This is a genomic window from Nodularia spumigena CCY9414, from assembly GCF_000340565.2.
Classification (GTDB): domain Bacteria; phylum Cyanobacteriota; class Cyanobacteriia; order Cyanobacteriales; family Nostocaceae; genus Nodularia; species Nodularia spumigena.
In genome coordinates this window covers 1,917,285-1,941,387 of the sequence record NZ_CP007203.1, presented here as the reverse complement: position 1 = coordinate 1,941,387, position 24,103 = coordinate 1,917,285, and the positions used below count along the sequence as shown (strand labels likewise).

Here is a 24,103-nt window from a genome sequence, read left to right as displayed (position 1 = left end):
CTATTGCTCAAAGAACAAGAAAGTGAGCAGTTGACAGGTAGCCGGTAGCCGGGCGGTGAAAAACAACTTCCCAGTCCACGAAGGCGGGCAAGATGCCCACCCCACGAAGGTGGGATGCCCACACCACGATATTTCTAAACCCGCTCGTACCAGTAGAGGGGGTTCATAGATATGATGATTCAACGAAGAAGGCGGACATCTTTCCCCGCCCCTACCCAGTCCCTAGTCCCTTTTACATATTTTTTTGCAGGTTGGTAAAAATGGTCAAAATCACTGCTCGTAAATTTGTAGGTCGAGAAAATGTCTATGATATTGGGGTTGAGCGTTACCATAATTTTGCCATTAAAAATGGTTTGATCGCCTCCAATTGTTTCAATAAATCCCATTCAACTGCCTATGGATATGTCACTTATCAAACCGCATATTTAAAAGCTAATTATCCCTTAGAGTATATGGCGGCGCTGTTGACGGCGAACAGTGGCGATACAGATAAAGTGCAGAAATATATTAATAACTGCGTGAATATGGGTATTACAATAGACCCGCCAGACATTAATCGTTCTGGGCTAGATTTTACACCAGCCGCCGGCAAGATTTTATTTGGATTTACAGCAGTGCGGAACGTGGGACAAAATGCGATCGCCTCGATTTTGTCAGCCAGAAATGAGCTAGGCCAATTTCAATCACTGGCTGATTTTTGCGATCGCGTGGATCTGCGTGCTGTTAACCGCCGGACTGTAGAATCACTGATTTACTGTGGAGCTTTTGACAAAATTGAAACAAACCGTCAACAGTTAATTAATGATTTAGAACTGGTCTATGATTGGGCGCAATCCCGCGACAAAGATCGGGCTAGCGGTCAGGGAAATATCTTTGATTTATTAGGTACTAATGTTACTAATAATCAAACAGCGAGTAATGCTTTTGAAGCCGTTCCGAAAGCTCAACCTGTGCAGGATTTCCCCCCCCAGGAAAAGTTACGCAAGGAAAAAGAATTGCTGGGTTTTTATGTATCAGATCATCCATTAAAATCTTTAAGGCAAGCAGCATCACTGCTGAGTCCTATTAACCTTTCACAAATTAAAGAACAAAAAGAAGATACAAAAGTTTGTGCGGTCATCATGCTGAATAATGTCAAAAAAGTGATGACCAACAAAGGCGCTCAAATGGCAATTTTGCAAATAGAAGATTTAACTGCACAATCGGAAGCCGTTGTTTTTTCCAAAACTTATGAACGCATCAGTGAGCAACTCATAGTTGATGTCAGGTTAATTCTCTGGGGTAAAGTAGCTCGGCGAGATGATCAAAATCAACTGATTGTTGAAGATGTCGAAAAAGTCGAGGAAGTAAAAATGGTGATGGTTGAACTAAATCCTCAAGAAGCTGGTGACATTGAACATCTACATCATTTAAAGACAATTTTACAAGAACAGTCAGGGGATAAAGAACAGGCAAGAACGCCAGTAATTGGAATTATACAATCAGAAAATTCTCGCCAATTGGTGCGCTTGGGTTGGCAATTTTGTGTGCAATATTCTGGGAGAACAGTTCAAGCTTTGCAAAACGCCAGATTTACGGCGCATACAAAATCGCTGATTGATAATTGAATAGGAAAGTACTGAGTAATGAGTGCTGAGTGATGAGTATAAACCCAGTTTCTATTAAGAATTATGAATTACGAATTAGATTTTCGGTGGCTTTGCAATACCTTGCTTAACTAAACCCGCCTCAAGTTCCCTGATGAATTGCATATCTTCCTCTAACAGAGGCTGATTTCTGTTTCCAGATAAGTCCTCACTTAAGGCGGGTTGCTTTTCCAGAAAATTGAATGCTTGGCGGAATTCGTCGGGACTTGTCTGAATAGGCGAATCAAAATGACAGGCGATAATTTGGCGAAAATCCCAACTTGCAACTTGGTCAGCCCAAAGAATTACTTGTTTTGGTGCTTGGGGGAAAATCAGGATTTGCAGGATTGGCGCTACAAAGGGACGGCCATTACTTCGTAGAATATCGAATGATTGCTGCCAATTCTCTCGCCAGCGAAACGGATATAAACCAAAATAAGCCTTTGGTGAATGCTGTGGTGCTTGGAAAGCGTCGCGAAACATTTGCCCTAATTCCGTCATTTCCACGGCATGAGGACGAAAATAAACGGCAAATAGTGAAATACGTTGCCATCCCTTGCGGCGATTTTCGGGATGATCTGCGATCGCTTCTCTAGCATGATCCCTAGCATGAAACAATAAAGGGTACGGGTCTAATTGGGTAATCGCCAGTGGTTCTTCTGGTATAGACAGTATAGAATCAGTCAGCAGCAGAGTATGCGATCGCTTGTGAAAAAATGCCACTTCTCCAAAGGAACCCCCTCCCAAGTCGATATCCAGCACCTGATAATCGAACTGCTATATAAAACCTAGACAAAACTAGACTTTACTTTCTACTTCAACGGGAGCATGGGAGCAGTTATCCCTCAGTAGACTTTCACGCCTTAGCCAGACGCGATTGTGTTCCAATTAAGTTTCTGAAAAAGACTACCACCATCATTGCTTGGTTTTCGCGTCGGCAATAGTCTCAATTCAATACTTGATATCACCGTATTATATATCAAGTAGTTGATTTTTTTCCTAAAATATATATTGATTTTTGTCAATATAAGTATAGTTTTGTCTATGAAATTGTCAACTTAGGACTTGCTCATCAGCAAAAGGACTTTGGCTACTATCTTCTGGAAGTACCTGAGTCCGTTTTTGGGGAAAACCCAACCAACTCAAGGGTAAATTAACCGGGAAACTCCATTGATGGGGAGCCACAAAAACCTGTGCTTGTGGAAAGCATCTAGCAAAAGGACCGACAAAAACTTTATGTTCTAGACCAGAACTAGTGGGCAGAATAATGTACTTAACATCACCGTGCTTGGTGACTAACTCATTAACTAGACGGACACATTCCACAGTGGGAGCAACTGGCGCATAAACCAAAAGACCTCCAGCTGCGAGTTTAACCACAGTCATCCGAATCGGCACAACAGTGTAGAGAATGCCGTGCAGCTGGTCGAATGTCCAGATAGTATCCTTGACTATTTCCGCGCAAATTGTCCGCCGCCTACCGTAGGGATAGAGTGGTACAGCCGGCCAGAAGTGCCATGACCAATCTTTTGGATGAGTACTCGGTTGCATCCATTCATGTCCCTGTACGTTTATTTTGTACACTTTTCATCGTGATCATCAGAACCAAGGCAATTGCCAAAATTAATGATACATTCCTGAGTAAAGAATTATTCCACTGCTTGAGTGCGATCGCTACCAATGCCCAAACTGTTACTCCTGTATAAGCAAAGTCTCGGCGCTGAATGACAATGACTGCTGCAATCGTAAAAGCCACCAATAACATCATAGCAGTCCATAATTGATCCGAAATCCCCCATCCATTCCACCCCTGGAAATCCAAAGCAGAAGCGACATTCACAATCGTCGCCACGCTAATCCAGCCCAGATAAATACTAATAGGAAAATGTACGCACCATTTCTTAGTCTGAGACACACGCTTGTTCCCAATTTCTAACCGCAAATAAGCAGCAATCAATGGGATCAGAATTAACAGCATTGATATCACAGAAAGAGCAAAAAGTCTAGAAAGGAAAAGATATACCCAGATACTTTGAGCAACAGAAGCAATTACCAACAAATAGCCAATTTTGCGTAAATCTACATCATGCCTCTGGTTCGGGAGAAATTGGTAAATTCCCAAAGCGAACAAACCTAGATAAATCAGTCCCCAAATAGCAAAAGCATAGTTAGCAGGGATAATCAGCACATTAGCAAACAAAGTATTAGAAATCTCTCCTATACTCATTCCCTTGAGCGGAAAAATATTTGATAAGACATTGACAACAAAAGCGCCAATAATTGCGCTCAATGTCGCTAGTTGCCGGATAAAATCCCCATTATTTCCAGATGTGGACTTCTGCATAGGATAATCAGATAACTTATATCTTTGTGTGCTTTTAGTTTACCGAAAATAGTGGGTTTAAGGTTCCCCGTCCTTCTAGGACGACTTTTTATTTGAGCATTTTTTTATCTTTCATTCTAGCGATAGTTAAAACTAATGTATAATGTACCCAGGAGGTGATAAAAGTGTTTAACCTAACCTACGAATTTCAACTCAAACCGACTCAAAAACAATCGAATACTTTTGAGCAATGGCTTGAAATTAATCGTCGAGTCTATAACTATGCTTTGCGTGAACGTAAAGATTGGTATAAGTCTCGCAGTTGTCAGGTTAATGCTTGTTCGGTCCGCTCTGAATACATCATTGGGTCCGATACTCCCCGTCCCACCTACGCTAGTCAATGCAAATCATTAACCGAAGCCAAAAGGACTAATCCTGATCTCAAATCAGTACAATCTCAGGTCTTGCAACAAACGTTAAAACGACTTGAAACCGCATTCACAAGTATGTGGGAACAAAATCATGGATTTCCTAGATTTAAAAAATTTGGAAAGATGCGTAGTTTTGTCTTCTGGCAACTGATAGGGATGTGGCGGCCGCTCAAGTAGTTCTAGTTAGAGGACTTAGCGGTTCCGTAGGGCATACGGTCAAGATGCTTGCAGAGGGTAAATTCATTGGAATCTCCGCGAAGCAAGAATCCTCGTACCTTGAGGTCGAGGAGTGTCAAGTATACAAAAGCAGTTAGAAATTATTCCCAGAGCCACCCATTTATTTGAAGAACCCGGCGCATTGGCAGCAGTAGCGCAATTGGCGAGTGAGTGGTTTACGCGTCACCTCAAGGTGTGAAAAATAACAATTCCATAAGCAAAGCCCTCATAGACTATCTGAGGGCTTTGATTTCAACCTATGTTACTTCCTGAATTACCCCACCGTATAGACAGATGGAGCTTCCTCACTTAATTGCGGAAACGTCTCTTACTTTGCCTGTGCTTGGCAATTTCTTTGCGTTTTCGTTTTTCCAGAGGCGTTTCAAAGTGACGATGCTTCCTCATATCTGGAAAAATCCCTGCTTTGGAAACTTCTCGCTTAAAGCGACGTAAGGCTGACTCGATAGCTTCATTTTCACCCACTATGATTTGGGTCATTATCTCTCCTACTAAATTGACTTAATTGATGGCTCGACTGTGGTAACAAATTCAGTTAAATAGATTATACAAAAAACAGACCTTTGTCTAATGGTGACAATCCCCGAAATATAATAATTTCTGGGATTCTTCCTCCATCGGTAGATCCAAAATGCCCCAAGGATTAATCCATACGGCAGAATGTAGATCCTATTTTCCTTTTCTCGCCCTAGTTACCGTGGTCAGAGTCTCACCCACCGCTACTGTTACCTTTTGTTTTCAGCCGCGTGGGTCGGTCATCAACCATGTATGATCTTACTGCAATTTGCCATCATCAGCCAGAGCATCAACACTGGAGATCAACCGTATCCACACCGTCCACCACCGGACGAACCTCACATAATCCATATTACGCAAATAAGACCGCAAAAAATATACAAAGAATATATAATATATACTATAATCTACAAGTTTCGAGATGAAATACACCCTTTAATTGAACGGTGGAGCAGTCGGCAGGGCCAGCAAAAAGCTCCACAGATACTTACCGAGGCAATGGTGGTTAAAATTTGCCAATTTGAGTTAGGCGGAGTGTCTGATGCTGATGATTGGTCTTGTGTCCCTTGAGCTAGCTCTTGAACTAAACCAGATAGCTGACTGACTGTACTCACCCCTTCAATTGCTGCTCCAATTAGATAAGCTACCAGGGCAATTCCTAGCCAGTGATTCATAATTTTGTCATGCTTAAATTCTGAGAAAATAATTGACCATATATGTTAATTATGTGTAATTATTTTGTTTATTTTACTAATTATTGCCTTTTCCAAAGGATAATCTTCCTTCAGCTGTATCACGAATTAAGGGCAGTTTAGATTCGATGTAAGAATTGAGGCTGCTATCTGTCTGTATGTCAAGCACTTGCTGGGATTTGAACTTCTGGAGGAGTAATTGTATTAAGGCGGCATCGTCAAACTGGAGCAGGGTACTGACTTGGGTAGACTCGATTACAGCCCAAATTTGTTGCATCATCTTAGCCGTGATCATGATTTTCGCCTTTCTTAAGATTTTCTTTATATTCGCACACTTTCGCTAATTGTGCTGGGTTTTTATCTCAAGGTTAATCAATCAACACAATCGGAGATGGCTCAGAGGTGGTTTAGAGGCAAATATCAGCTATTTACAGAGCAAGCAACATGGAGAAGGACACAAAAATGTGGTGGATATATGCATTACTTTGAGCTGGTTTTGCGGCTTTGACAACCATATTTGCCAAAATTGGTGTAGAAAATGTGAACTCTAACCTAGCAACAGCAATCCGAACTGTTGTCATTTTAGTGATTGCTTGGGTAATTGTATTTGTTGAAGGTAGGGGGGCAAATCTTTGAGCAATTCCCCAAAAAACTCTGATTTTCCTCTTATTATCTGGAATGGCTACTGGTTTGTCCTGGATTTTTTATTTCAAAGCTTCACAAGTAGGAAAAGCCTCATTAGTTGCACCAATTGATAAATCTAGTTTGGTATTAGTTGTATTGTTTTCGGTTATTTTTCTGGGTGAAGCGTTAAGTTGGAAAATTGTATTAGGGAATTTATTAGTAGTTATAGGAACCTTGGTATTAATCCTTTAAAATTTTTCTCATGTCACAAATATAGTCACTTGGCGGATAGGTTATATAGGAATCCGATTTGATATTTGAAAGAATATAGAAGTTCAAGCCGGATTCCGATAAATTAACTAGATATAGTTGCGTGTAGCTGATTTTCTAGATTTGCACGTAAGCATAAGTCTGCTATCGACCAAACCCACAACTTATTTGTAGGGACAGCAAAATCTTCTTGTTTATGGGTGACAATTGCATCTAATTGCCAATACCTGGCACAGGAAAACTCTACAGCAGATTCAAAATCCCTCAGAGGTAATGAGCGTGCTTTTTGAAGAATGTGCTGGTCAATCTGGCAAACTTCAATTTTCGCTTTTAACCAATATACTACTATTTCAGCAATTTTACTATTTTTTAAGCATCTGGCATAGGCGTAAATTTTTTGCCAGCCAACATCTGTGATGTACATTTCAATCAATGGATGTACTCTGTCTAGTAATTCTCTAATATCTTGTGTAAATTCGTGGCGATTCATCAAAGCTTCTAATATTAAATCAGCATCTAATAAAATTCTGATCACTTGATATCCCCTTTATAGTTTGCTCAAGATAGCGTCAGAAAACAGTTAATACTCATGGATTTTGCATCCTTACTACTGATAGTTTATATACCAGGACTTACGCAAAATTATGGAAAAACGAACCACGAAGGACACGTTGGCGCTAGCCTCTCCCTTTGGGAGAAGTTAAGAAGGTTTCAGAGAGTTCTTGCGTAAGTCCTATATACTTAATTTTTGAAAATTAAACCAGTAAGACTGTGATTTTGAAACACACAAGATGCCAGTATGAACGTGCTTTAGCTATCTCAATTAGGTATGAACCTAATTAAATACAAGCTCAAGTAGCAAGATTTCAGATAGGATGTCAAATTTTGGCAAAGATTGAGATTATGGAAAAATAAACACAGAGTTTCAGGGGATGTTTGTCAAGTCGTGAAGTAGGGACAATACCCTTCAAGAATAAGCCACGCAAGCTATCGGCTACATGAATTGTCCCTACTATAAACCTCTATCTAAACCTCTCCCCTACCGAACTTGAGATGACGAGCAATTATTTGTTATGGTTCCAAACTAGAATGAGTAGCTTTAATTCTTGGGCTTAATGTAGTGTTCAGCCCAATTATCTACGATTCAGGAGAGGGGTGAAGTTTCATTTGTAGCGGGTGGTGCGCCGCCAGTGCGCCTGCTCCTAAGAAACACATGGGGATTATTTTCCTAAAAGCGTTGCTATATCAGGATGACAAAATGTGTTTCTTAGAAGGGATGGGGTATTGGGCGCTAAGGATAGAAAAAACTTTTCCCTAGTCCTTAGTCCCTAACCCCTAAAAATTTAAACTCGGCCAGTCTGGTTCACGGTAATAGTGCGTCATATCGTCAAATTTCCGTAGTTCCACACGGTGGATTAAAAATTCTGGAGAATTCAAAAGCCATTGCTGATTTAACTCAGAAAGCATAGTGCTGAAATTTGTACGGTCTAAACCTGGTGAAACCTTCCCAAAATAGCCTAATGTAACGTGGGCTGTAAAGTCATAATGCTGTTCAATACCCAAAGCCATTAACTGTGGATTTTGATAGATTGTGCGGCGAAATTGAATAATCTGCTCATAGGAGCGTTCATCCTGGGGGACTAAACAAACACCTACAGATCTGGGCATGACTATCAATCCTAACATTTGCCATTGAATCGGATTAGTTCCGTTTGTCATGGATTCTTGATACTGCTGCAATATTTCAGCACAACAAGAACGTAACTGTTGGTCAAATTCAGGGTCTTTTTCACAGGCATGAAGATAAGCACTGTCCCAAATTAAGTCAGCTAAAGTCAAATGAAAGCTAACTGGGGGTACAGGGACAATCAAATCACTATCCACAGGCAATTGTAAAAGTTCCTGCTGGTAAGATTGTAATTTGGTATAGAAAGTAGAGTTTTTTGCTTCTGCTTGGGCCGGTGGGGTAATGAGTGAATACCCAGGAAAAGGTGCTGCTTGTCTGGAGCCAGAATGTAAACGAAACTTAGCAGATTCCTGAATATGTTGAATTTGGGATCTGTAAGCTTCTGGTAGCGTCATTCTTGCTACCCGATTTAGGTAAGTTTGATAGTTGTCGTCCAATCTTCGTAGCCTCGCGCTCTCACTTGATAGATTTTAGGGAAATTTACTCAGATTAACAGAGTGATTTAAAAAGTGTTTAGCTTTTTTAAATGATGATAGAGGACAAGGGTAACAAAAAGATCAGAGTTATAGCTGGGGATTGGGTTGTACGGGCGGGTTTAGTCATATTCTTGTTGATCTTGAATGATATTTATGAACCCGCCCCTACCTATGGTTAAGACCCTTTTGGTGTCTCGGTTTGATTATCCGTTTATGTCCTAACCTCCTTGGCGGTTGCTATAAGCATTGATGAACCCAATAGGAACCTATACAGTTAAGTCTGTTTGGGTAGACTGGAATCCCCAGACCTTGAGGTTGGGAGGATGTCAAAAGGGTAAAGGCTCATAAATAAAGCCTGCGTAGGCAGGCTAAAATGATTAACCCTGAAAAAGGTTTGATCAATCTCCTATTCTAATTCCGTAACTATTTCCATTGGACGCATCATATCGTGGTCTTCATGGATTAAGACATGACAGTGCCAGACATATTTTCCTGCTCTATCGTATTTGGCAATCACCCGGACAACTTCATTAGGGTAGACAATTATGGAATCCTTTCGACCTTGCTCATAGATTTCTGGGTCTTTCGGATCGCTCTGAAAGTAAACATTTCGGAGATATTGCTTAGTCTCGCCTTTTTTGGGGTCTATTTCTGACACTACATTACCACGGAAATTCTGCCGATTGAGAACCTGAAAGGCAATCAAGTGAATGTGGATAGTGTGTGTGTACTGAGTAGTGTTGTAAAGTTCCCAGACCTCGGTTTGGTCTAGTAGTGTTTTTTCTGTTACAGGGTCTGAATATTTAAACGAACCATCTTCCAATGTACCCAGCAGAAACAGATCATTGTTACCTGCTTCTCTGAGTTGAAAAAGAGCTAATTGCTTGGGAGGTACAGTTGCTGTAAGAGGTGTGATGTTCTCCTGTCGCAACTGAGTCGTTAATCCATCACTCTCGTCTGTATCAACTGTGGCGATGGGAATATTAGAAAGCGGTTGGTTGACAGTGAACTTAATAATCTGACCAGTTGTATTAGGATCAGCTCCTGGGCCATAGTTTCTTAAAATGAACTCTTTTCCGGCATCGTTAGTAAAGTCTACAATTACATCTGCACGTTCACTAGGCGAAAGAACTAAATGATCTAGGGCGACTGGATTTTCTACAAAGCCTTGTTCAGTACCAATCAGGTACATCTTTTTATTTGAGTCGTAAAACTCTAGCTTGTAAAAACGTGAATCTGAGCCATTGAGCAAACGCAAGCGATATTTTCTCGGTTCTACCTCCAGTTTGGGCCATACCATCCCATTGACTAAAATTAAATCGCCATAAGCTCCTGTGCGACTGGGTACTCCCGGTGGATTTGCATTTGTTTGTTCTGGATAAAATAGCTGACCATCAGTAGTAAACTTTCTGTCCTGAATCAGCAGTTCTCTTTCGTAGTCACCACTAGGTAAAACATCATTGTTGATGAGACTATTTTCGTTGTCATCTCGCAGTAAATAATAACCTGCAAGACCTGCATAAGAATTTAAACGAGTCACCATGTTTGTGTGGTCGTGATACCAAAGCGTCGCCGCTTCTTGGTTATTGTCATATAGATCAATTTTTTGCACCCAGTCTGGGCCTGTTATTTCATAATCTTGTGTGTACCACTCGTCTGGTAAGCCATCGCTAGCTGATTCGGTATGACCTCCATGCAGGTGTACAACTGCGGGTGTTAATTTCTGCTCAAAGGCTTCTCTGAGAGGTTGACTGTGCAGTTTTTCGATATCTATCGGGAACAAATGTTCTCTCGGTAGCTTATTTTCCCATTCCACTCGAATAGGTACAGACTCTTGGGCAATAAATGTGGGGCCAGGATAGGTAACATTTTGTCCTGCTAAACCATAACCCCAAATGGTTGTATTTAAACGTTCATCATCGCTGGTACCATACTCTCCATCTTCGCCGGGGTTGGCATATAGTCCTAGCCATTGCTCGCTTTCTTTCATTTCTAGAGTAAAATTTCCTCCCTTTGTAGCATCTATCTTCTGAGGAGAAGGTAGGGAATTAATGAATTGTGGTTGGCTGTTGGGATTGAGTAGGGAATAACTGTTTGTAGATTGGGCTTTGACCGAGTTCAATGAAAGAACTAAAATAAACAAAAATAAACCCAAAAAAAGCACCTTGTTTTTCATGTTGATGAAAGTATATGGAGAGTGATTCATTGCGTTATAGTCTTTCTTGGATTCACTAAAAAGCTGATAAACTAACCGTATTGGCGAATATTGTTATTTAATGGAGATTATAAAGTATGCAATTAGACTCGCCATTTTGACAGTAAAATATTGAGATAACGCTGTTTAAAACAATAGCATTATGTCTATTGGGATATTGATATATCAAAGGAAGTAGAAATAAGTCAAATATTTAGCTATTTAAATATTTTTTATACAATCAAATAATAATCAGTTCAAATTAATAATAAAAAAAATATTTTGAAAAACAAGTAAATTTAAGCAGTAAGGAAGAGCAAATTTAAAATAATTTTTAATTGATTTTCTGTGAAATGTATTTATAATATATCAAAAAAGTTTGAGTTTTTATCTCACTTAATGGCGATAGCGCAAGCGCTGACTTGTCAGTTCGCATATGCTATTAAGATTCGTCTCGCCAAAGACAGAGAAAAACCCAGAAGATTGCAGAGATATCTCTGGGTACATCTGCGTTAAATAATACATCTGTTATTTATACCAAATGATTGCGTACCACACAAGCGATCGCCTGCATTTTCTCATGCCCAAATCATATAGTCTTTAAGAGCTACAGTATATACGGCACAAAATGCCTAGAAGTGATCACAATATGCCTGAAAATGCTGTTTCGCTTTGGCATAGTCTTTGGTTGTTTTGTGATGTTTTTATGAACTATGAGTTACCAAGTATTTATCAACTGCTAATAGTTCCTTTTTGGTTTTAAAAGTTTGGTATCCTCATGATCAATCTCCGATAAATCTATAGATTTTTTGGCTACAGTATTGTTAATACAATTAATTTTACAGAAGTTGCTTAATACTTAATGAGGATGGCAAAAAATTAAAGATGTCTTTAAAAAAAGCAACGGAGATTTCCGGCAAAAGTTGATATTTTAAAACAAAGATATAAACAGATAATCACCCATCGGAAATTCATGGATTCTTTATCTATCAACTCGTTGCTTGAAGACTTGAAAAACCCGGAAGTAACAGTCAGAGAGCAAGCCACAAAGAAATTGTGGCGGATCTGGTTTCAGCAGAAGGGAATTTACGGGCTGGAAAGAATTGACCAGAGTCAAAAATTAGTGGATGCTGGGCAAATGACTGAAGCCGAAGCAATATTGACAGAACTGATAAAAGACCAACCAGATTTTGCCGAGGATCCTGGAATCGACGTGCTTTTCTCTACTACAGCATGGGTGAGTATAAACAATCTCTAGCAGACTGTCGGATGGTGATTCAGATTAACCCAGTACATTTTGGCGCACTTCATGGCATGGGCTTGTGTTACGCCGCGCTAAAACAGTATAGTCAAGCAATCACAGCTTTTAAACGGGCTTTAGAAATTCAGCCATTTTCCTTGGTAAATCAAAAATTAATTTTAGAATGTACACTCAGACTCAGCTAAATCAGTAGTAATACGAATTGATAATTTTAGATTTGAGATTTTGGATTCAAATTCCTGAAGACAAAGCGGTTCCAAAAATCCCCAAAAATATTATTTATATTAGGTAAATGGCATGACAGCGCTGTCAAAGACAAAAACTCAAGATGAAAAACGCAAAGGGGCGCGGAGGTTAGCGCAAAGGAGCGCAGAGTTAATATATCTTTGGCGTGTGTTTATTTAAAAAACAGGATGTGAACTATGGCGAAAGCATTAGAGACTCTGATTAACTCTCTCGCAGGCATAGAAATTATAACTGAACCCACTCAGGTGGCTAAATTATCCCAGGATTATCATACCTTTAGCCCGGTTCTAGTACCTAAGCTGGAGGGGAAAGTGGGGGATATTGTGGTGCGTCCTGCTAACGAGGATGAAGTAATCAAGGTTGCGGCGGCTTGTGTACAATGCAAAATACCTGTGACTGTAAGGGGTGCGGGTACTGGTAATTATGGGCAGTGTGTGCCTTTACATGGCGGCGTAATTTTAGATATGTCGAAGATGCAGGGGATACCTTGGGTAAAGCCAGGGGTGGCGCGGGTAGAAGCTGGGGTGAAGTTGGCAGCTATCGATAAAAAAGCGAGAGAAATCGGGTGGGAAATCCGTATGGCTCCTTCTACATACCGCACAGCGACAATTGGGGGATTTATTGCTGGTGGAAGTGGTGGTATTGGGTCAATACAATATGGGTTATTAGGCGATCGCGGTAATATTTTAGCCCTGCGAGTGGTAACTTTAGAAGATGAACCCCGTGCGATCGAATTACGTGGCGACGATGTACATAAAGTTACTCATGCTTGGGGAATTAATGGCATTATCACTGAAGCCGAAATTCCTTTAGGGCCTGCTTACCCTTGGGCAGAAGTTATTGTCACTTTTGAAGATTTTATGGCAGCAGCCAAGTTTGGGCAAGCCCTTGGTAATGCTGACGGCATGATTAAAAAACTGATTGCGGTATTCGCATCGCCTATTTCCCAATACTTTCATCCTCTGCAACAGTATATTCCTGAAGGTAGTCACTCAGTCTTGTTAATGCTGGCTGAACCCAGTTTACAGTTATTACCGGGTTTAGTGCAGCAATACGGTGGACAGATTACATATCAAAAACCAGTTGCAGAAAAAAGTATCAATTTGGGAGAATTTACTTGGAACCACACCACGCTTCACGCTCGGACTGTAGATACTTCAATTACTTATTTGCAAAGTATGTTTCCGGCTGATGCTAGTTTAGAACTGATAGAGCATATGTATCATTATTTTGGTGATGAAGTGATGATGCATTTAGAATTTTTTCGCGTCAATGGTCGGGTAATTCCTGGTGCTTTACAACTTGTGCGTTACAGCACAGAAGAACGCCTGAATGAAATTATTCGCTATCACGAAGCTAAGGGTGTATCTATTGCTAATCCCCACACATATATTATTGAAGATGGGGGTAGAAAAGTTATTGACCCTGAGCAGTTAAAGTTTAAAGAGATGGTTGACCCTTATGGGTTAATGAATCCTGGTAAGAGTAAGGTTTTAGAATTTGAAATTCCCAATTAAGAAATCACATTTTATACATAACCTCCGAAAACGTTGCAGAAATTGCCTGCAAACAGCTGTTAAGATTTCATCAAACTGGCGCACCAGTGGATGAACATTTAGCGGATCAATTATTATTGCCAGCAGTTTTAGCATCAGATGAAAGTCAGTATAGAGTGGCTGAGGTGAGTACAAATTTGACGACAAATGGCGCTATCATTGCACAGTTTGGGCTGGCGCAAATCACATTAGATGAAGAAGAAAAGATCGTGGTGGTTAAGCCTGGGGATAGGTAATCGCCAGGGATATATTTTTTTAGTATGGCCCTAGAAATCGTTCACAGTTGAAGTGAATTATATGAGTTGGTGCTTCTGCTACCCAAACTTCTGTCTCCCAAGAAATTTCGTTAATATTAGGACTTACGCAAGAACTCTCTGAAACCTTCTTAACTTCGTGTCCTTCGTGTCCTTCGTGGTTCGTTTTTCCATAATTTTGCGTAAGTCCTGAATATATCTTGCCATGTCACTGCGACGATCAAAAGCGGTGACGAATACAAGTCCTGCCGTGGAATTTCCAAATATGGCTTTTAGTTCATTGCGGCGTTTAGGATTTATCGGACCATGACTGGTAGTTGCTTCAATCAGTACCAGCCAATTCTTCTCTACAAAGTGAACCACAACATCAGGCATCTTTCCGTGTGCTTCAACTATTTTTTGCAGGGCTAGGATAGAATCAGGTGAATTGAGGTTATCCGGCATCCTTCACCACTCCTCGTTTACTTAACTTGCGGTTATTTCTGGCTGTGTTCTCCACAGCATTTATTCCCAGTTCTAGAGATAGCTGTACGTATTGAGTTGGTTGATGAAACTCTTGTGATAAATTCTGTTGATTCCTCTCTAAATAAGTTTTTACAGAATGCGCCAAAGCCTTTGCTAATAAAGGAGGCACAGCATTACCAATCTGGTTAAATTGATGATTTTCAGAACCTTGAAATTGGAACCAATCAGGAAAACTTTGCAGACGCGCACCCTCACGAACTGTGAGCCTTCTTCTCCGTCCATCTGGTAAACGTATTCGTAACATATCACCAGTGGGACTGGATAAATTTCTACAGGTTACTGTTCTAGCAGGTGTATCCAAATTAATATCTCTGGGATTAATACATTTAGAGGCTATCTCATACTTTTTAATATATTCATCCATGCTAGGAGTTAGAATTTTGGAATTAGGTGGTGCTAAATACGCTGATTTACCCAAAGCTTCACCAGCAGTATAAGGTGAATAAAAATGTGTTTTTTCAGGCCACTGCCAACTGCCTTTATGTGCAACACAAAACAGGCGTTCTCGTTTTTGAGGTACACCATAGTGGGCAGCATTTAAAATTTCCCATTCAACAATATAACCAATCTCTTGTAGAGCTAAAACTATTTCTTCAAAATATTTTTTATTACGAAACAGCATTCCCCGTACATTTTCAAATAAAGCTATTTGAGGACGATAACGCTCAACAGCAGAAATAAAAGTCGGAAAGCCATCACGGCTATCTTTTAAGCCTAATTGATGCCCACTGACACTAAAAGGTTGACAAGGTGGCCCACCAATTATCACTGCTGCTCCTTCAACTAAATTAGAGAATGGTGTTAAATTAACCTGATTACATACACCAAGCAGATTATGCTCATAGGTTGCGCGGGAATCTGCTAGAATTTCGTAACCAATTGTTTGAAAACCTGTAGCTTCAAAGCCCAGCGCCAGCCCACCACAACCACCAAATAAATCGATGACTAAATATTCACTATGATTTTTTTCAGGCAGTTGTAGTTCTGTTTCAATGAAATTAAGGTAAGGCAGTCTAAATTTCAAGGTTTCAATTAAGTTATCAAATAACCAGTATATAAGATAAATTTGTGGAAATTTGTTTCTCTCAGAAAGGACTTCAGATATCGAAGTAGGGCTGAAGCCCTAACTACAAACCTTTAATGTCCCAGAATCTATTGGGTAAAAACCTTCACAGTGTTACCTGGAACAGATACTTGAACTCGTGCGCCTATAGGTAGAGGGATATCATCTCTTGTGCGAGCATGAATTTCTTTCCCAGAGGCCGTTTTTAAACAATATAAATACTCGCGTCCTAAAAATCTGCGACTGTGGATAAATACAGGCGAATCCCTAGCTGCTTCTAATTTTAAACCTTCCTGGCGGATCATGATTTCGCCAGTATCGTTTGTGTAGTTAACTGGTAACTCAAAATTACCTACTTCGGTTTCCCAGATATTACCTTGACGACGGGCGGGAAGAAAGTTAGCCTGAGTCACAAATTCAGCAACAAATCTGGATGCTGGATGAGTGTAAATTTCTTCTGGTGTGCCTAATTGTTCTAAGTGTCCCTGCTTCATTACACCGACTATATCGGAAATAGCTAACGCTTCTTCTTGGTCATGGGTAACAAAAATAGCTGAAGTACCCGCCGCTTTCAGGATGTCTCGAATTTCTTCGCGCAACCGCAACCGCACTTGAATATCAAGGTTGCTTAAGGGTTCATCCAACAGCATCAATTGCGGTTGGGGTGCTAAGGCGCGGGCGAGGGCGACTCGTTGCTGTTGTCCACCTGAGAGTTCGTAAGGGTAACGCTTTTCTAAGCCTTGGAGGTTTACTAATTCAATGACTTCGCTAATACGTTTTTGGATTTGCTGTTTTGTGGAATGTCTCAACCCAAAGGCGACATTTTCGGCGACGTTCAAATGGGGAAACAAGGCGTAATCTTGAAAAACAATACCGATGTCACGCTGTTCGGCTGGAACAGAAACAGAACCCTGGGAAACTATTCTACCGCCAATTTCAATTTTTCCTGATTGCACGTTCTCAAAACCCGCAATCATTCGCAACAGCGTGGTTTTACCGCAACCAGATGGGCCGAGCAATCCCAATATATCCCCTTGTTGCAGCGTTAAGGAGACGTTCTCGACGGCGGGGGCGACATTTTGGGAAAACTGCTTGGTGACATTCTCTAATTGGACAATTGCTTGTTGCATAGTAGATAACAGGGGAAATAAGGCGATGAGTAAATTAAAATTTTGGTTGGGTTTCAGCGTTAGGTGTGACTTTCTCTTTTTTAACGTTTTCTTGAGATAACACCAATAAGGTGGAACCCATAGAAACGAGCAACATTGCTAGAGAAGAAGCCGCAGCGTCGGCAAAATCAACGTTTTCTGTGGCTTGCCAAATTTGTGTTGCTAAGGTGTTAAAGCCTATGGGTGCTAACAGCATTGTTGCAGGTAGTTCTTTAATGGCTGTGAGAAAGACCAAGACTGCACCACTAATTACACCAGGTCTGACGAGGGGTAAAGTCACTTCTCTGAGGGCTTGCCAAGGATTTCTGCCTAAGCTGCGTGCTGATTCTTCTAGCTGGGGGTTGACTTGTAAAAGGCTGGTGCGTATCGCTCCCACTGATTGGGGCAGAAATAAGACTAAATACGCAAATACCAACATTGGTAATGTTTGATATAGGAATGGTAAGTAGTTAGCACCAAAAAAGACTAAGGATAAAGCTACTACAATTCCTGGTACTCCAAAACTTATGTAAGAGCAGCGTTCTATGATGGCGGTGATTTTAGTGGGGAACCTGACTGATAAAATTGCTACTGGTAATGCAAATATTGTAGCGGCGATCGCAGCTAATCCGGCTCCCGAAATTGAGTTGAGTATACTGGGTAACAAGTTGGGGAAACTGTACCCTGTATTTAGTCCCCGAATTAGCCAAAATAAGGTAATTCCTACTGGTAACACTACACCGAAGCTAGTGATCAGTAAACAAAAGCCCAGCGCTGGCCATTTCCAAATTCCTAATTTAACAATTTTGGGCGGACGCAAAGACGCAGAACCACGACTGTAATATGCAGCACGCGATCGCACTCGATACTCTAACCATAAAATTAACAGTACCAGTGTCACTAACATTAAAGCTAACACTGCGGCTGTATTGCGGTTAAAGCTAGCTTTATATTGGATAAAAATTACTCGTGTAAAGGTATCAAACCGCATCAGCGACGGTGTGCCAAAGTCCCGCAACGAATACAAAGCTACCAACAACCCCCCGGCAATCATTGAGGGTTTCAATTGGGGTAAAACTACCTTAAAGAAGGTTTCCTTACTGCTATAACCCAAACTGCGCCCAGCTTCCTCTATCGAAGGGTCTATACCTTGTAACCCAGAACGGACACTGAGTAAGAGATAAGGATAAGTAAACAAGGTGATGGCTAAAACAGCCCCTGGAAAACCATAAATTGAAGGTAACTCTTCTACCCCCAAAGGTTGGAGCAATAACTGTAAAAAACTCCCCCTTGGTGCTAAGGTGGCAATTAAAGCAAAACTGCCCACATAGCTAGGAACGGCTAAGGGTAATGTTGTGGCGACTAACCAAAATTTACGTCCGGGTAAGTCTGTCCGCACAGTTAAAAATGCTAATGGTACAGCAATCAGTGTAGAAAATAAAGTCACTGTGGCCGCCATCGCCGCACTATTCAAGAAAACACCGATATTGCGGGGACGAGAAATTAATGCCCAAAACTCATCCCCACCAATACCTACTGCACGGATAACTAAGTATACTAACGGCAGGGTAATAGCCACTGCTACTACCGCCGCCGCTAAAATTAGAAATAATGGAGGGCGAACCGATGATTTCAACTCTTACAAAACTCCTGCCTGTTGTAGCAATTCTAACGTTCCTGGCAGATCATTCAAATTTGTCAGGTTAACGTTGGGTGTTTTAATCTGGTTCAGTGGTACTTGATTTACTGGCGCTGCTACTCCTGAAACTACGGGGTATTCATTAGTTTCTTTAGCAAAGTATGCTTGTGAACTCGGTCTGAGGAGGTAGCCAATAAATTTTTCTACTTCCGGTTTTTGCTTGGTGGAGTTCATAATTGCCACACCAGCAATGTTAAACATTGATGCTGCGTCTTGATTAGTGTAGTGAGCAGCTACAGGGAAGTTAGGATCAGTTTTTTTAAAGTTAGCTAAATAATAGTTATTTACCAAACCGATTTGAGCTTCTCCGCGTCCTAGGGCTTCTACTATCGCCGTGTTGTTGCGTAAATCTTTGACTCCATTAGCTTTCATCGCTTTCAGCCATTGCAGAGTTCTGGGTTCTCCCTCTAGTACCCGCATGGCGGTAACAAATGACTGAAATGAGCCGTTAGTTGGGGCCCAAGCTACTTTACCACGCCATTGTGGTTTTACTAAGTCCCAAACTGATTTTGGCAGTTGTTCCTTTTTGACTAAATTAGTGTTGTAATTAAGTGTCCGCGCCCGACCAGAAATACCTAGCCATTTGCCTTGGGGAGAGCGAAAGCGAGGATCTACTTGGTTGAGCAAGTTAGATGAAATTGGTAGGGTAAGATTTCGTCTTTCTAGCAAGCCTAAAGCGCCTGCATCTTGAGCAAAGTATAAGTCGGCGCGGCTATTTTTGCCTTCTTCCACTAGAGCGATCGCTAACTCAGCAGTATCACCATAACGCACTTGGATATTCATACCCAAGTCTTTCTTGGCTTGTTCGAGCAACGGCCCAATCAGTTTTTCCCCTCTACCTGAATAGATAGTCAGAGTTTTTGTTTGTGCATTTACACTTAGACCGATTCCCGAAGTGAGCATGAAAGCTAAAGCTCCAGCTGTTGCTTTCATTAATGACAATGGTTTCAATTTTACAGTCTGCATTTTTCTTTAATCAGGAATATTTAGCGATAGTTTCGCTATTTTTAATTATTACCATTAAGTGTTAGTAGTAAGCAAGAAAACTTCTCAAACTTTTCCAGATTTTGAAGTTTTGCCTGCATTACCTGACTAAGCTATACTGTTGATAGCAACTTAAATGATTGCTACTTCCTGCAATAATTTCAGTGTATTATCCAAATCATCGAGGTTACTCAAATCAATTTGTTTGTCTTGTTTGCGAATTTCGCTGAGTGATTTCAAACTCCCTTTGGGAGCAACTCCAGAAGCTAGAGGATACTCAAAGGTTTCACTAGCAAAGTAGTTTTGAGCATCTTCATTGAGCAAAAATTCGGCAAATCTTTGAGCAATATTTGGATTTTTCGCACTATTAAGAATTGCTACGCCTGCGACATTAACTAAAGATCCAATATCTTCAGTGAAATGATGCGCCACTGGAACATCAGGATTATCTTGTTTGATGCGTTCCAGATAGTAATGATTCACAAATCCTACAGCTATCTCACCACGGCTTAAAGCTTCTACTATTGATGTGTTGTTAGGATAAACCTTGGCATTATTAGCTTTGATACCTTCTAACCATTCCTTGGCTCTCTCCTCTCCCTCAGCAACTCTTAAGGCTGTGACAAAGGATTGAAACGAGCCATTTGTTGGGGCCCAACCAATTTTACCTTGCCATTTTGGGTCAGTAAAACCAAAAATAGATGATGGTAATTCCTCGGCTTTGACTAAATTTGTGTTGTAATCTACTGTACGCACTCTGCCTGTAACACCTACCCATTGTCCCTCTGGAGAACGGTAAGCACTATCTACCTTATTCAGCAGTGAGGTTGGTAACTCTACAGTTCTACCTGCTTTTTGTATAGCTCCGAGAGCGCCTGCATCTTGAGCAAAAAATACATCTGCGGGACTATTTGTACCTTCTTCCAAAATTGCTGATGCTAATTCAGCCGTATCACCATAACGGACTTGAACTTTAGTATTCGCTTGGGTCTCAAACTGCTTAATTAATTCACCGATTAGTTTCTCGTTGCGTCCTGAGTAAATTACTAATTCTTTTTCCAACTCTGTGGCGGTTTGTCCTAAATCTGTGGCGGTTGGATTAGAATTAGCATCACAAGCAACGGCTAACCCACCGCTAGCAGTTGCTATTCCTACTAAATAAACAAATTGGCGACGCTTCATACTTTTCTCCAAACAAAAACGCTGACATAATCTATTTGAGAAATAGATTTCCATGAACGGATAAACTGGCGTAATCACACAATTAGATAACAAGTGTGATTTTCTTACCAGTTTGATAATGTAAAAATCATTAATTTTGTGGTATTATTGATAATTTTTATAAATTAATTCCCAATATATACTTGACAGTAATTTCCATTAAATCAGAATTCTTGTGTAAAAGCAACAAAACCTAGATAAGTAAGTCGGCGATAAAAATTCAATGTACATGAAGAAATATAAATTGTTCGTAGGGTGTGTTATGCCGAAGGCTAACGCACCTTGAATTGTTGACACAAAAAGCCGAAGTTTTGACGGTGCGTTGCGCTGCGCGACAACACACCCTACATTAAAAGTTCTTAATATAGCTTGAAATATTAGTGCCGACTTACTTAATAATTTTTTTGTATTTAAAGTCTCTTATGGAACATTTGGTGACGAAAATATAGAGCCGTTGTATGCAACGGTGGTGTCAGACGCATATTTAATACCAAAACACAAAGACACAAAGAAGATTTTAGATGAGCTTTGTAGAGTTAAAATCTACTCTAAGAGCATAATTTTAGGAGTAGAACCCTGTCGTTACAATTTATTTCCCTTCCCCCTTCTAATTCTCAACCGCCCGCAGGTTTAATTGTCTGTTTACATGGTTGGGGATCTAATGCTGAAGATGCAGCATCTTTATCACCGTTTTTTAATTTACCTAATTACCAGTTTTTATTTCCCAATGCACCTTTTCCTTTTCCCCATTCCCCCACAGGTAGGGCATGGTATGACCTGAGACAGGAAAATATCTATGAAGGTTTGGCAGAAAGTCAGCAATTGCTGATAGATTGGTTGCAATCTTTGGAGAGTACTACTGGTGTGCCGATGTCGCGCACTATTTTGAGTGGTTTTTCTCAAGGTGGGGCGATGACCTTGGATGTCGGGTTAAAATTGCCTCTAGCCGGATTAGTTGTCATGAGTGGATATTTGCATCCTGATATAGTTACAACAACTCAGGGTGATTTTCCCCCGATGTTAATTATGCATGGTATATCCGATGAAGTTGTGCCACTGCAAGCTGCCTTAAAAACACGGGAATTTACAGAATCTTTGGGAATTACGGTAGATTACCATGAATTTCATCTGGGTCATGAAATTCGCCCAGAAATGTTAGATGTGCTACGCAATTTCGTGATAAATCTTATTGTCTAGGACAACAGGGCATAAAAGGCTTTTTTATGGCTTCTCCCCTGCGCCCGTTTTTCTTTTCTAGTCTGAAGTCCAAATGTTTTGCAAATTATGGTAAAAAAAATCCAAGTTTTTCGGAAATGTGCGCCCTCTAATGAGTAAGATAGATTGGGTGGCAGCGTCAAGCGCAACTCAAATCGTGCTGGGTGAGAATTCTGCATATGGGAGGGGCAAGGATTATGACAACTTTAAGCATTTCTAAGAAAGACATTTCTGCTATGACTACGGCAGATGTCCAAGAGTTGGCTAATCGTCTGGAAGAAGATGATTATAGCAATGCTTTTGAGGGTTTAAATGATTGGCATCTGTTGCGTGCGATCGCTTTTCAACGTCCTGAGTTAGTTGAACCCTATATCTATCTCTTGGATTTAGAAGCCTACGACGAAGCATAAGAATTTTAATTTTAACATTAGGAGTGAAAAGTTATTATTTTTAACTATTTACTCCTAACTTTTAACTATGTTGCATCTCCCACCCCAAACCCCAAACCGCAAAACCAGGGTGATTATTGCTGTCGGTGGTGGTATCGCCGCCTACAAGGTTTGTGAATTAGTTTCCACGCTGTTTAAAACTGGGGTAGAAATTCGCGTCATCCTCACCCCAGCAGCCCAACAATTTATCACGCCTTTAACTTTAGCTACCCTGTCTCGCCATTGTGCATACACAGATGATGATTTTTGGCAAGCAACTCATTCACGTCCCTTACATATTGAGTTGGGCGAATGGGCTGATTTGTTGGTAATTGCCCCTTTGACGGCTCATACATTAGCTAAGTTAGCTTATGGTATGGCTGACAATTTACTCACAAACACTGTGCTGGCTTCTACTTGTCCGGTGTTGTTAGCTCCCGCTATGAATACAGATATGTGGTTACAGTTGGCTGTGCAGCGCAATTGGCGACAACTGTTAACAGATAGCAGATATCATGGTATGATGACAGCATCGGGGTTATTGGCGTGCGATCGCATCGGTGCTGGGAGAATGGCAGAACCCCCGGAAATTTTAACTTATATTCAATCACTTTTACACACTGGCGGTAAACGAGATTTAATCGGTAAGAATGTATTAATTAGCGCTGGGGGAACCAGAGAATATCTTGATCCAGTGCGGTTTATTGGCAATCCTTCCACGGGGAAAATGGGACTGGCTTTAGCCCAAGCAGCACTGCATCGAGGCGCAAATGTGACGTTAGTGCATGGTTCAGCGACTTGGGATGTACCATTAGGAGTGCAAGCTATACCTGTGGTAAGTGCTGAAGAAATGCAGCAGGCAATGCAGTCATATTTACATAACGCTGATGTGATTATTATGTCTGCGGCTGTGGCAGATGTCAAGCCTAGAGACTATAGTACAGAAAAATTACCCAAGCGATCGCTTCCCCAATCTTTACCTTTAGAACCAGTAGCAGATATCATTGCTCAATTAGCACAACTCAAACAACCCCATCAGTTTTTAGTTGGGTTTGCAGCACAGACAGGGGATATTGTCACCCCAGCTATGGCTAAGTTGCAGAATAAGAATTTGGATATGATTGTTGCTAATCCTATTGATAAACCTGAGAGTGGTTTTGGTAGTGACAATAATCAGGCGATATTTTTAGATAAACTAGGAAATCAACGGGAAATTGCTTCTTGTTCTAAGTTGCAAATGGCGCATTATTTATTTGATTTTGTGGGTTTATCTCACGCAGAGGCGCAGAGGCGCGGAGTTTGAGAGTTTGAGAGTTTCGATGTTTTGCTCAGTGTCAAGGGACGGGTTTTGGGCAACGGAGTGTCTAGGATTAGGAGATAATGTCTGTAATACCTGACTATTCGGGCTTTGTTTTTCACAGCGAAGGGTTT

The 24,103-nt window shown here is 40.8% G+C and carries 23 protein-coding genes and 4 pseudogenes; 10 read left to right on the top strand and 17 right to left on the bottom strand.

The window, feature by feature from the left end:
• Window positions 1-260: 260 nt before the first annotated feature.
• Window positions 261-1,607 carry a trans-splicing intein-formed DNA polymerase III subunit alpha C-terminal partner DnaE-C gene (locus NSP_RS08645; protein ID WP_006198466.1) on the top strand — a complete coding sequence of 449 codons (1,347 nt, stop codon included), beginning with the start codon at window positions 261-263 and terminating at the stop codon, window positions 1,605-1,607.
• Window positions 1,608-1,682: 75 nt separating this feature from the next.
• On the opposite strand, the pseudogene NSP_RS08640 reads toward NSP_RS08645, so the two are convergent.
• From NSP_RS08640 to NSP_RS08630, 3 genes and pseudogenes are all read right to left on the bottom strand, one after another.
• Window positions 1,683-2,402: pseudogene (locus NSP_RS08640) on the bottom strand (DUF4336 domain-containing protein); the annotation flags it as partial.
• Window positions 2,403-2,693: 291 nt separating this feature from the next.
• A pseudogene (locus NSP_RS08635) lies at window positions 2,694-3,176 on the bottom strand (DUF4336 domain-containing protein); the annotation flags it as partial.
• Between the two features lie 4 nt (window positions 3,177-3,180).
• The gene (locus NSP_RS08630) at window positions 3,181-3,969 is read right to left on the bottom strand and encodes a hypothetical protein (RefSeq protein ID WP_017803991.1); all 789 of its coding nucleotides are present in this window, start codon (window positions 3,967-3,969) and stop codon (window positions 3,181-3,183) included.
• Window positions 3,970-4,133: 164 nt separating this feature from the next.
• Here NSP_RS08630 and NSP_RS08625 point away from each other — a divergent pair, with 164 nt between their 5' ends.
• Both NSP_RS08625 and NSP_RS27190 read left to right on the top strand, forming a co-directional pair.
• Window positions 4,134-4,556, top strand: a complete 423-nt coding sequence (locus NSP_RS08625; protein ID WP_017803990.1) for a helix-turn-helix domain-containing protein — start codon at window positions 4,134-4,136, stop codon at window positions 4,554-4,556.
• 112 nt (window positions 4,557-4,668) lie between these two features.
• Window positions 4,669-4,794: a hypothetical protein gene (locus NSP_RS27190; protein WP_017803989.1), complete on the top strand. Its 126-nt coding sequence runs from the start codon at window positions 4,669-4,671 to the stop codon at window positions 4,792-4,794.
• 110 nt (window positions 4,795-4,904) lie between these two features.
• Here the strand turns inward: NSP_RS27190 and rpsU are convergent, their stop codons facing one another.
• The 4 genes from rpsU to NSP_RS27595 all read right to left on the bottom strand — a co-directional run bounded on the left by rpsU (window position 4,905) and on the right by NSP_RS27595 (window position 6,402).
• Window positions 4,905-5,093: a 30S ribosomal protein S21 gene (gene rpsU / locus NSP_RS08620; RefSeq protein ID WP_017803988.1), complete on the bottom strand. Its 189-nt coding sequence runs from the start codon at window positions 5,091-5,093 to the stop codon at window positions 4,905-4,907.
• A gap of 443 nt (window positions 5,094-5,536) precedes the next feature.
• Window positions 5,537-5,803 carry a hypothetical protein gene (locus NSP_RS08615; protein WP_006197055.1) on the bottom strand — a complete coding sequence of 89 codons (267 nt, stop codon included), beginning with the start codon at window positions 5,801-5,803 and terminating at the stop codon, window positions 5,537-5,539.
• Between the two features lie 76 nt (window positions 5,804-5,879).
• On the bottom strand, window positions 5,880-6,116 hold the full coding sequence (locus tag NSP_RS08610; protein WP_006197056.1) for a hypothetical protein: 237 nt from the start codon (window positions 6,114-6,116) through the stop codon (window positions 5,880-5,882).
• A gap of 133 nt (window positions 6,117-6,249) precedes the next feature.
• Entirely contained in the window at window positions 6,250-6,402 is a 153-nt protein-coding gene (locus NSP_RS27595; protein WP_231859557.1) for a hypothetical protein, read from the bottom strand.
• Window positions 6,403-6,460: 58 nt separating this feature from the next.
• On the opposite strand from NSP_RS27595, the gene NSP_RS27590 reads away from it, so the two are divergent.
• Window positions 6,461-6,697, top strand: a complete 237-nt coding sequence (locus NSP_RS27590) for an EamA family transporter (protein WP_323243904.1) — start codon at window positions 6,461-6,463, stop codon at window positions 6,695-6,697.
• A gap of 103 nt (window positions 6,698-6,800) precedes the next feature.
• Here the strand turns inward: NSP_RS27590 and NSP_RS08600 are convergent, their stop codons facing one another.
• The 3 genes from NSP_RS08600 to NSP_RS08590 all read right to left on the bottom strand — a co-directional run bounded on the left by NSP_RS08600 (window position 6,801) and on the right by NSP_RS08590 (window position 11,084).
• The gene (locus NSP_RS08600; RefSeq protein WP_006197059.1) at window positions 6,801-7,250 is read right to left on the bottom strand and encodes a PIN domain-containing protein; all 450 of its coding nucleotides are present in this window, start codon (window positions 7,248-7,250) and stop codon (window positions 6,801-6,803) included.
• Between the two features lie 800 nt (window positions 7,251-8,050).
• Window positions 8,051-8,839, bottom strand: coding sequence for a DUF1868 domain-containing protein (locus NSP_RS08595; protein ID WP_173403271.1), 789 nt, complete (start codon window positions 8,837-8,839; stop codon window positions 8,051-8,053).
• Window positions 8,840-9,284: 445 nt separating this feature from the next.
• A complete protein-coding gene (locus tag NSP_RS08590; protein WP_231859556.1) occupies window positions 9,285-11,084 on the bottom strand; it encodes a multicopper oxidase family protein in 1,800 nt (599 codons plus the stop codon).
• Window positions 11,085-12,045: 961 nt separating this feature from the next.
• Between NSP_RS08590 and NSP_RS08585 the strand changes: the two are divergent.
• From NSP_RS08585 to NSP_RS08575, 3 genes and pseudogenes are all read left to right on the top strand, one after another.
• Window positions 12,046-12,518: pseudogene (locus tag NSP_RS08585) on the top strand (tetratricopeptide repeat protein).
• A 237-nt stretch (window positions 12,519-12,755) separates the two neighbouring features.
• The gene (locus NSP_RS08580; RefSeq protein ID WP_006197064.1) at window positions 12,756-14,096 is read left to right on the top strand and encodes an FAD-binding oxidoreductase; all 1,341 of its coding nucleotides are present in this window, start codon (window positions 12,756-12,758) and stop codon (window positions 14,094-14,096) included.
• Between the two features lie 11 nt (window positions 14,097-14,107).
• Window positions 14,108-14,371 (top strand): annotated as a pseudogene (locus NSP_RS08575) (RNA 3'-terminal phosphate cyclase); the annotation flags it as partial.
• A 19-nt stretch (window positions 14,372-14,390) separates the two neighbouring features.
• On the opposite strand, the gene NSP_RS26785 reads toward NSP_RS08575, so the two are convergent.
• From NSP_RS26785 to NSP_RS08545, 7 genes are all read right to left on the bottom strand, one after another.
• The gene (locus NSP_RS26785; protein ID WP_231859591.1) at window positions 14,391-14,477 is read right to left on the bottom strand and encodes a BsuBI/PstI family type II restriction endonuclease; all 87 of its coding nucleotides are present in this window, start codon (window positions 14,475-14,477) and stop codon (window positions 14,391-14,393) included.
• A gap of 17 nt (window positions 14,478-14,494) precedes the next feature.
• Window positions 14,495-14,833, bottom strand: coding sequence for a BsuBI/PstI family type II restriction endonuclease (locus tag NSP_RS08570; RefSeq protein WP_006197066.1), 339 nt, complete (start codon window positions 14,831-14,833; stop codon window positions 14,495-14,497).
• Window positions 14,823-15,938, bottom strand: coding sequence for a DNA cytosine methyltransferase (locus tag NSP_RS08565; RefSeq protein WP_006197067.1), 1,116 nt, complete (start codon window positions 15,936-15,938; stop codon window positions 14,823-14,825). The genes NSP_RS08570 and NSP_RS08565 overlap by 11 nt, the downstream gene beginning before the upstream one ends.
• A 128-nt stretch (window positions 15,939-16,066) precedes the next feature.
• Entirely contained in the window at window positions 16,067-17,107 is a 1,041-nt protein-coding gene (locus tag NSP_RS08560; protein ID WP_006197068.1) for an ABC transporter ATP-binding protein, read from the bottom strand.
• 34 nt (window positions 17,108-17,141) lie between these two features.
• Window positions 17,142-18,761, bottom strand: a complete 1,620-nt coding sequence (locus NSP_RS08555) for an ABC transporter permease (protein ID WP_006197069.1) — start codon at window positions 18,759-18,761, stop codon at window positions 17,142-17,144.
• Window positions 18,762-18,764: 3 nt separating this feature from the next.
• Window positions 18,765-19,757, bottom strand: a complete 993-nt coding sequence (locus tag NSP_RS08550) for an iron ABC transporter substrate-binding protein (protein WP_006197070.1) — start codon at window positions 19,755-19,757, stop codon at window positions 18,765-18,767.
• A 183-nt stretch (window positions 19,758-19,940) separates the two neighbouring features.
• Window positions 19,941-20,990, bottom strand: a complete 1,050-nt coding sequence (locus NSP_RS08545) for an iron ABC transporter substrate-binding protein (protein ID WP_006197071.1) — start codon at window positions 20,988-20,990, stop codon at window positions 19,941-19,943.
• A 615-nt stretch (window positions 20,991-21,605) separates the two neighbouring features.
• On the opposite strand from NSP_RS08545, the gene NSP_RS23985 reads away from it, so the two are divergent.
• The 3 genes from NSP_RS23985 (at window position 21,606) to coaBC (ending at window position 23,975) form a co-directional block, all read left to right on the top strand.
• Window positions 21,606-22,226 carry an alpha/beta hydrolase gene (locus NSP_RS23985; RefSeq protein WP_071839285.1) on the top strand — a complete coding sequence of 207 codons (621 nt, stop codon included), beginning with the start codon at window positions 21,606-21,608 and terminating at the stop codon, window positions 22,224-22,226.
• A 215-nt stretch (window positions 22,227-22,441) separates the two neighbouring features.
• Entirely contained in the window at window positions 22,442-22,654 is a 213-nt protein-coding gene (isiD, locus tag NSP_RS08535) for a protein IsiD (protein ID WP_006197073.1), read from the top strand.
• Window positions 22,655-22,721: 67 nt separating this feature from the next.
• A complete protein-coding gene (coaBC, locus tag NSP_RS08530) occupies window positions 22,722-23,975 on the top strand; it encodes a bifunctional phosphopantothenoylcysteine decarboxylase/phosphopantothenate--cysteine ligase CoaBC (protein WP_006197074.1) in 1,254 nt (417 codons plus the stop codon).
• Window positions 23,976-24,103: the final 128 nt, after the last annotated feature.

What these genes read in the sequence shown, in the direction of transcription:
- NSP_RS08615 (WP_006197055.1), bottom strand. Translation starts at nt 5,803, where the DNA reads ATGAATCACTGGCTAGGAATTGCCCTGGTAGCTTATCTAATTGGAGCA.
- rpsU (WP_017803988.1), bottom strand. Translation starts at nt 5,093, where the DNA reads ATGACCCAAATCATAGTGGGTGAAAATGAAGCTATCGAGTCAGCCTTA.
- NSP_RS08590 (WP_231859556.1), bottom strand. Translation starts at nt 11,084, where the DNA reads ATGAATCACTCTCCATATACTTTCATCAACATGAAAAACAAGGTGCTT.
- NSP_RS27595 (WP_231859557.1), bottom strand. Translation starts at nt 6,402, where the DNA reads ATGACAACAGTTCGGATTGCTGTTGCTAGGTTAGAGTTCACATTTTCT.
- NSP_RS08545 (WP_006197071.1), bottom strand. Translation starts at nt 20,990, where the DNA reads ATGAAGCGTCGCCAATTTGTTTATTTAGTAGGAATAGCAACTGCTAGC.
- NSP_RS08570 (WP_006197066.1), bottom strand. Translation starts at nt 14,833, where the DNA reads ATGCCGGATAACCTCAATTCACCTGATTCTATCCTAGCCCTGCAAAAA.
- NSP_RS08580 (WP_006197064.1), top strand. Translation starts at nt 12,756, where the DNA reads ATGGCGAAAGCATTAGAGACTCTGATTAACTCTCTCGCAGGCATAGAA.
- isiD (WP_006197073.1), top strand. Translation starts at nt 22,442, where the DNA reads ATGACAACTTTAAGCATTTCTAAGAAAGACATTTCTGCTATGACTACG.
- NSP_RS08610 (WP_006197056.1), bottom strand. Translation starts at nt 6,116, where the DNA reads ATGATCACGGCTAAGATGATGCAACAAATTTGGGCTGTAATCGAGTCT.
- NSP_RS08645 (WP_006198466.1), top strand. Translation starts at nt 261, where the DNA reads ATGGTCAAAATCACTGCTCGTAAATTTGTAGGTCGAGAAAATGTCTAT.
- coaBC (WP_006197074.1), top strand. Translation starts at nt 22,722, where the DNA reads ATGTTGCATCTCCCACCCCAAACCCCAAACCGCAAAACCAGGGTGATT.
- NSP_RS08630 (WP_017803991.1), bottom strand. Translation starts at nt 3,969, where the DNA reads ATGCAGAAGTCCACATCTGGAAATAATGGGGATTTTATCCGGCAACTA.
- NSP_RS08550 (WP_006197070.1), bottom strand. Translation starts at nt 19,757, where the DNA reads ATGAAAGCAACAGCTGGAGCTTTAGCTTTCATGCTCACTTCGGGAATC.
- NSP_RS08560 (WP_006197068.1), bottom strand. Translation starts at nt 17,107, where the DNA reads ATGCAACAAGCAATTGTCCAATTAGAGAATGTCACCAAGCAGTTTTCC.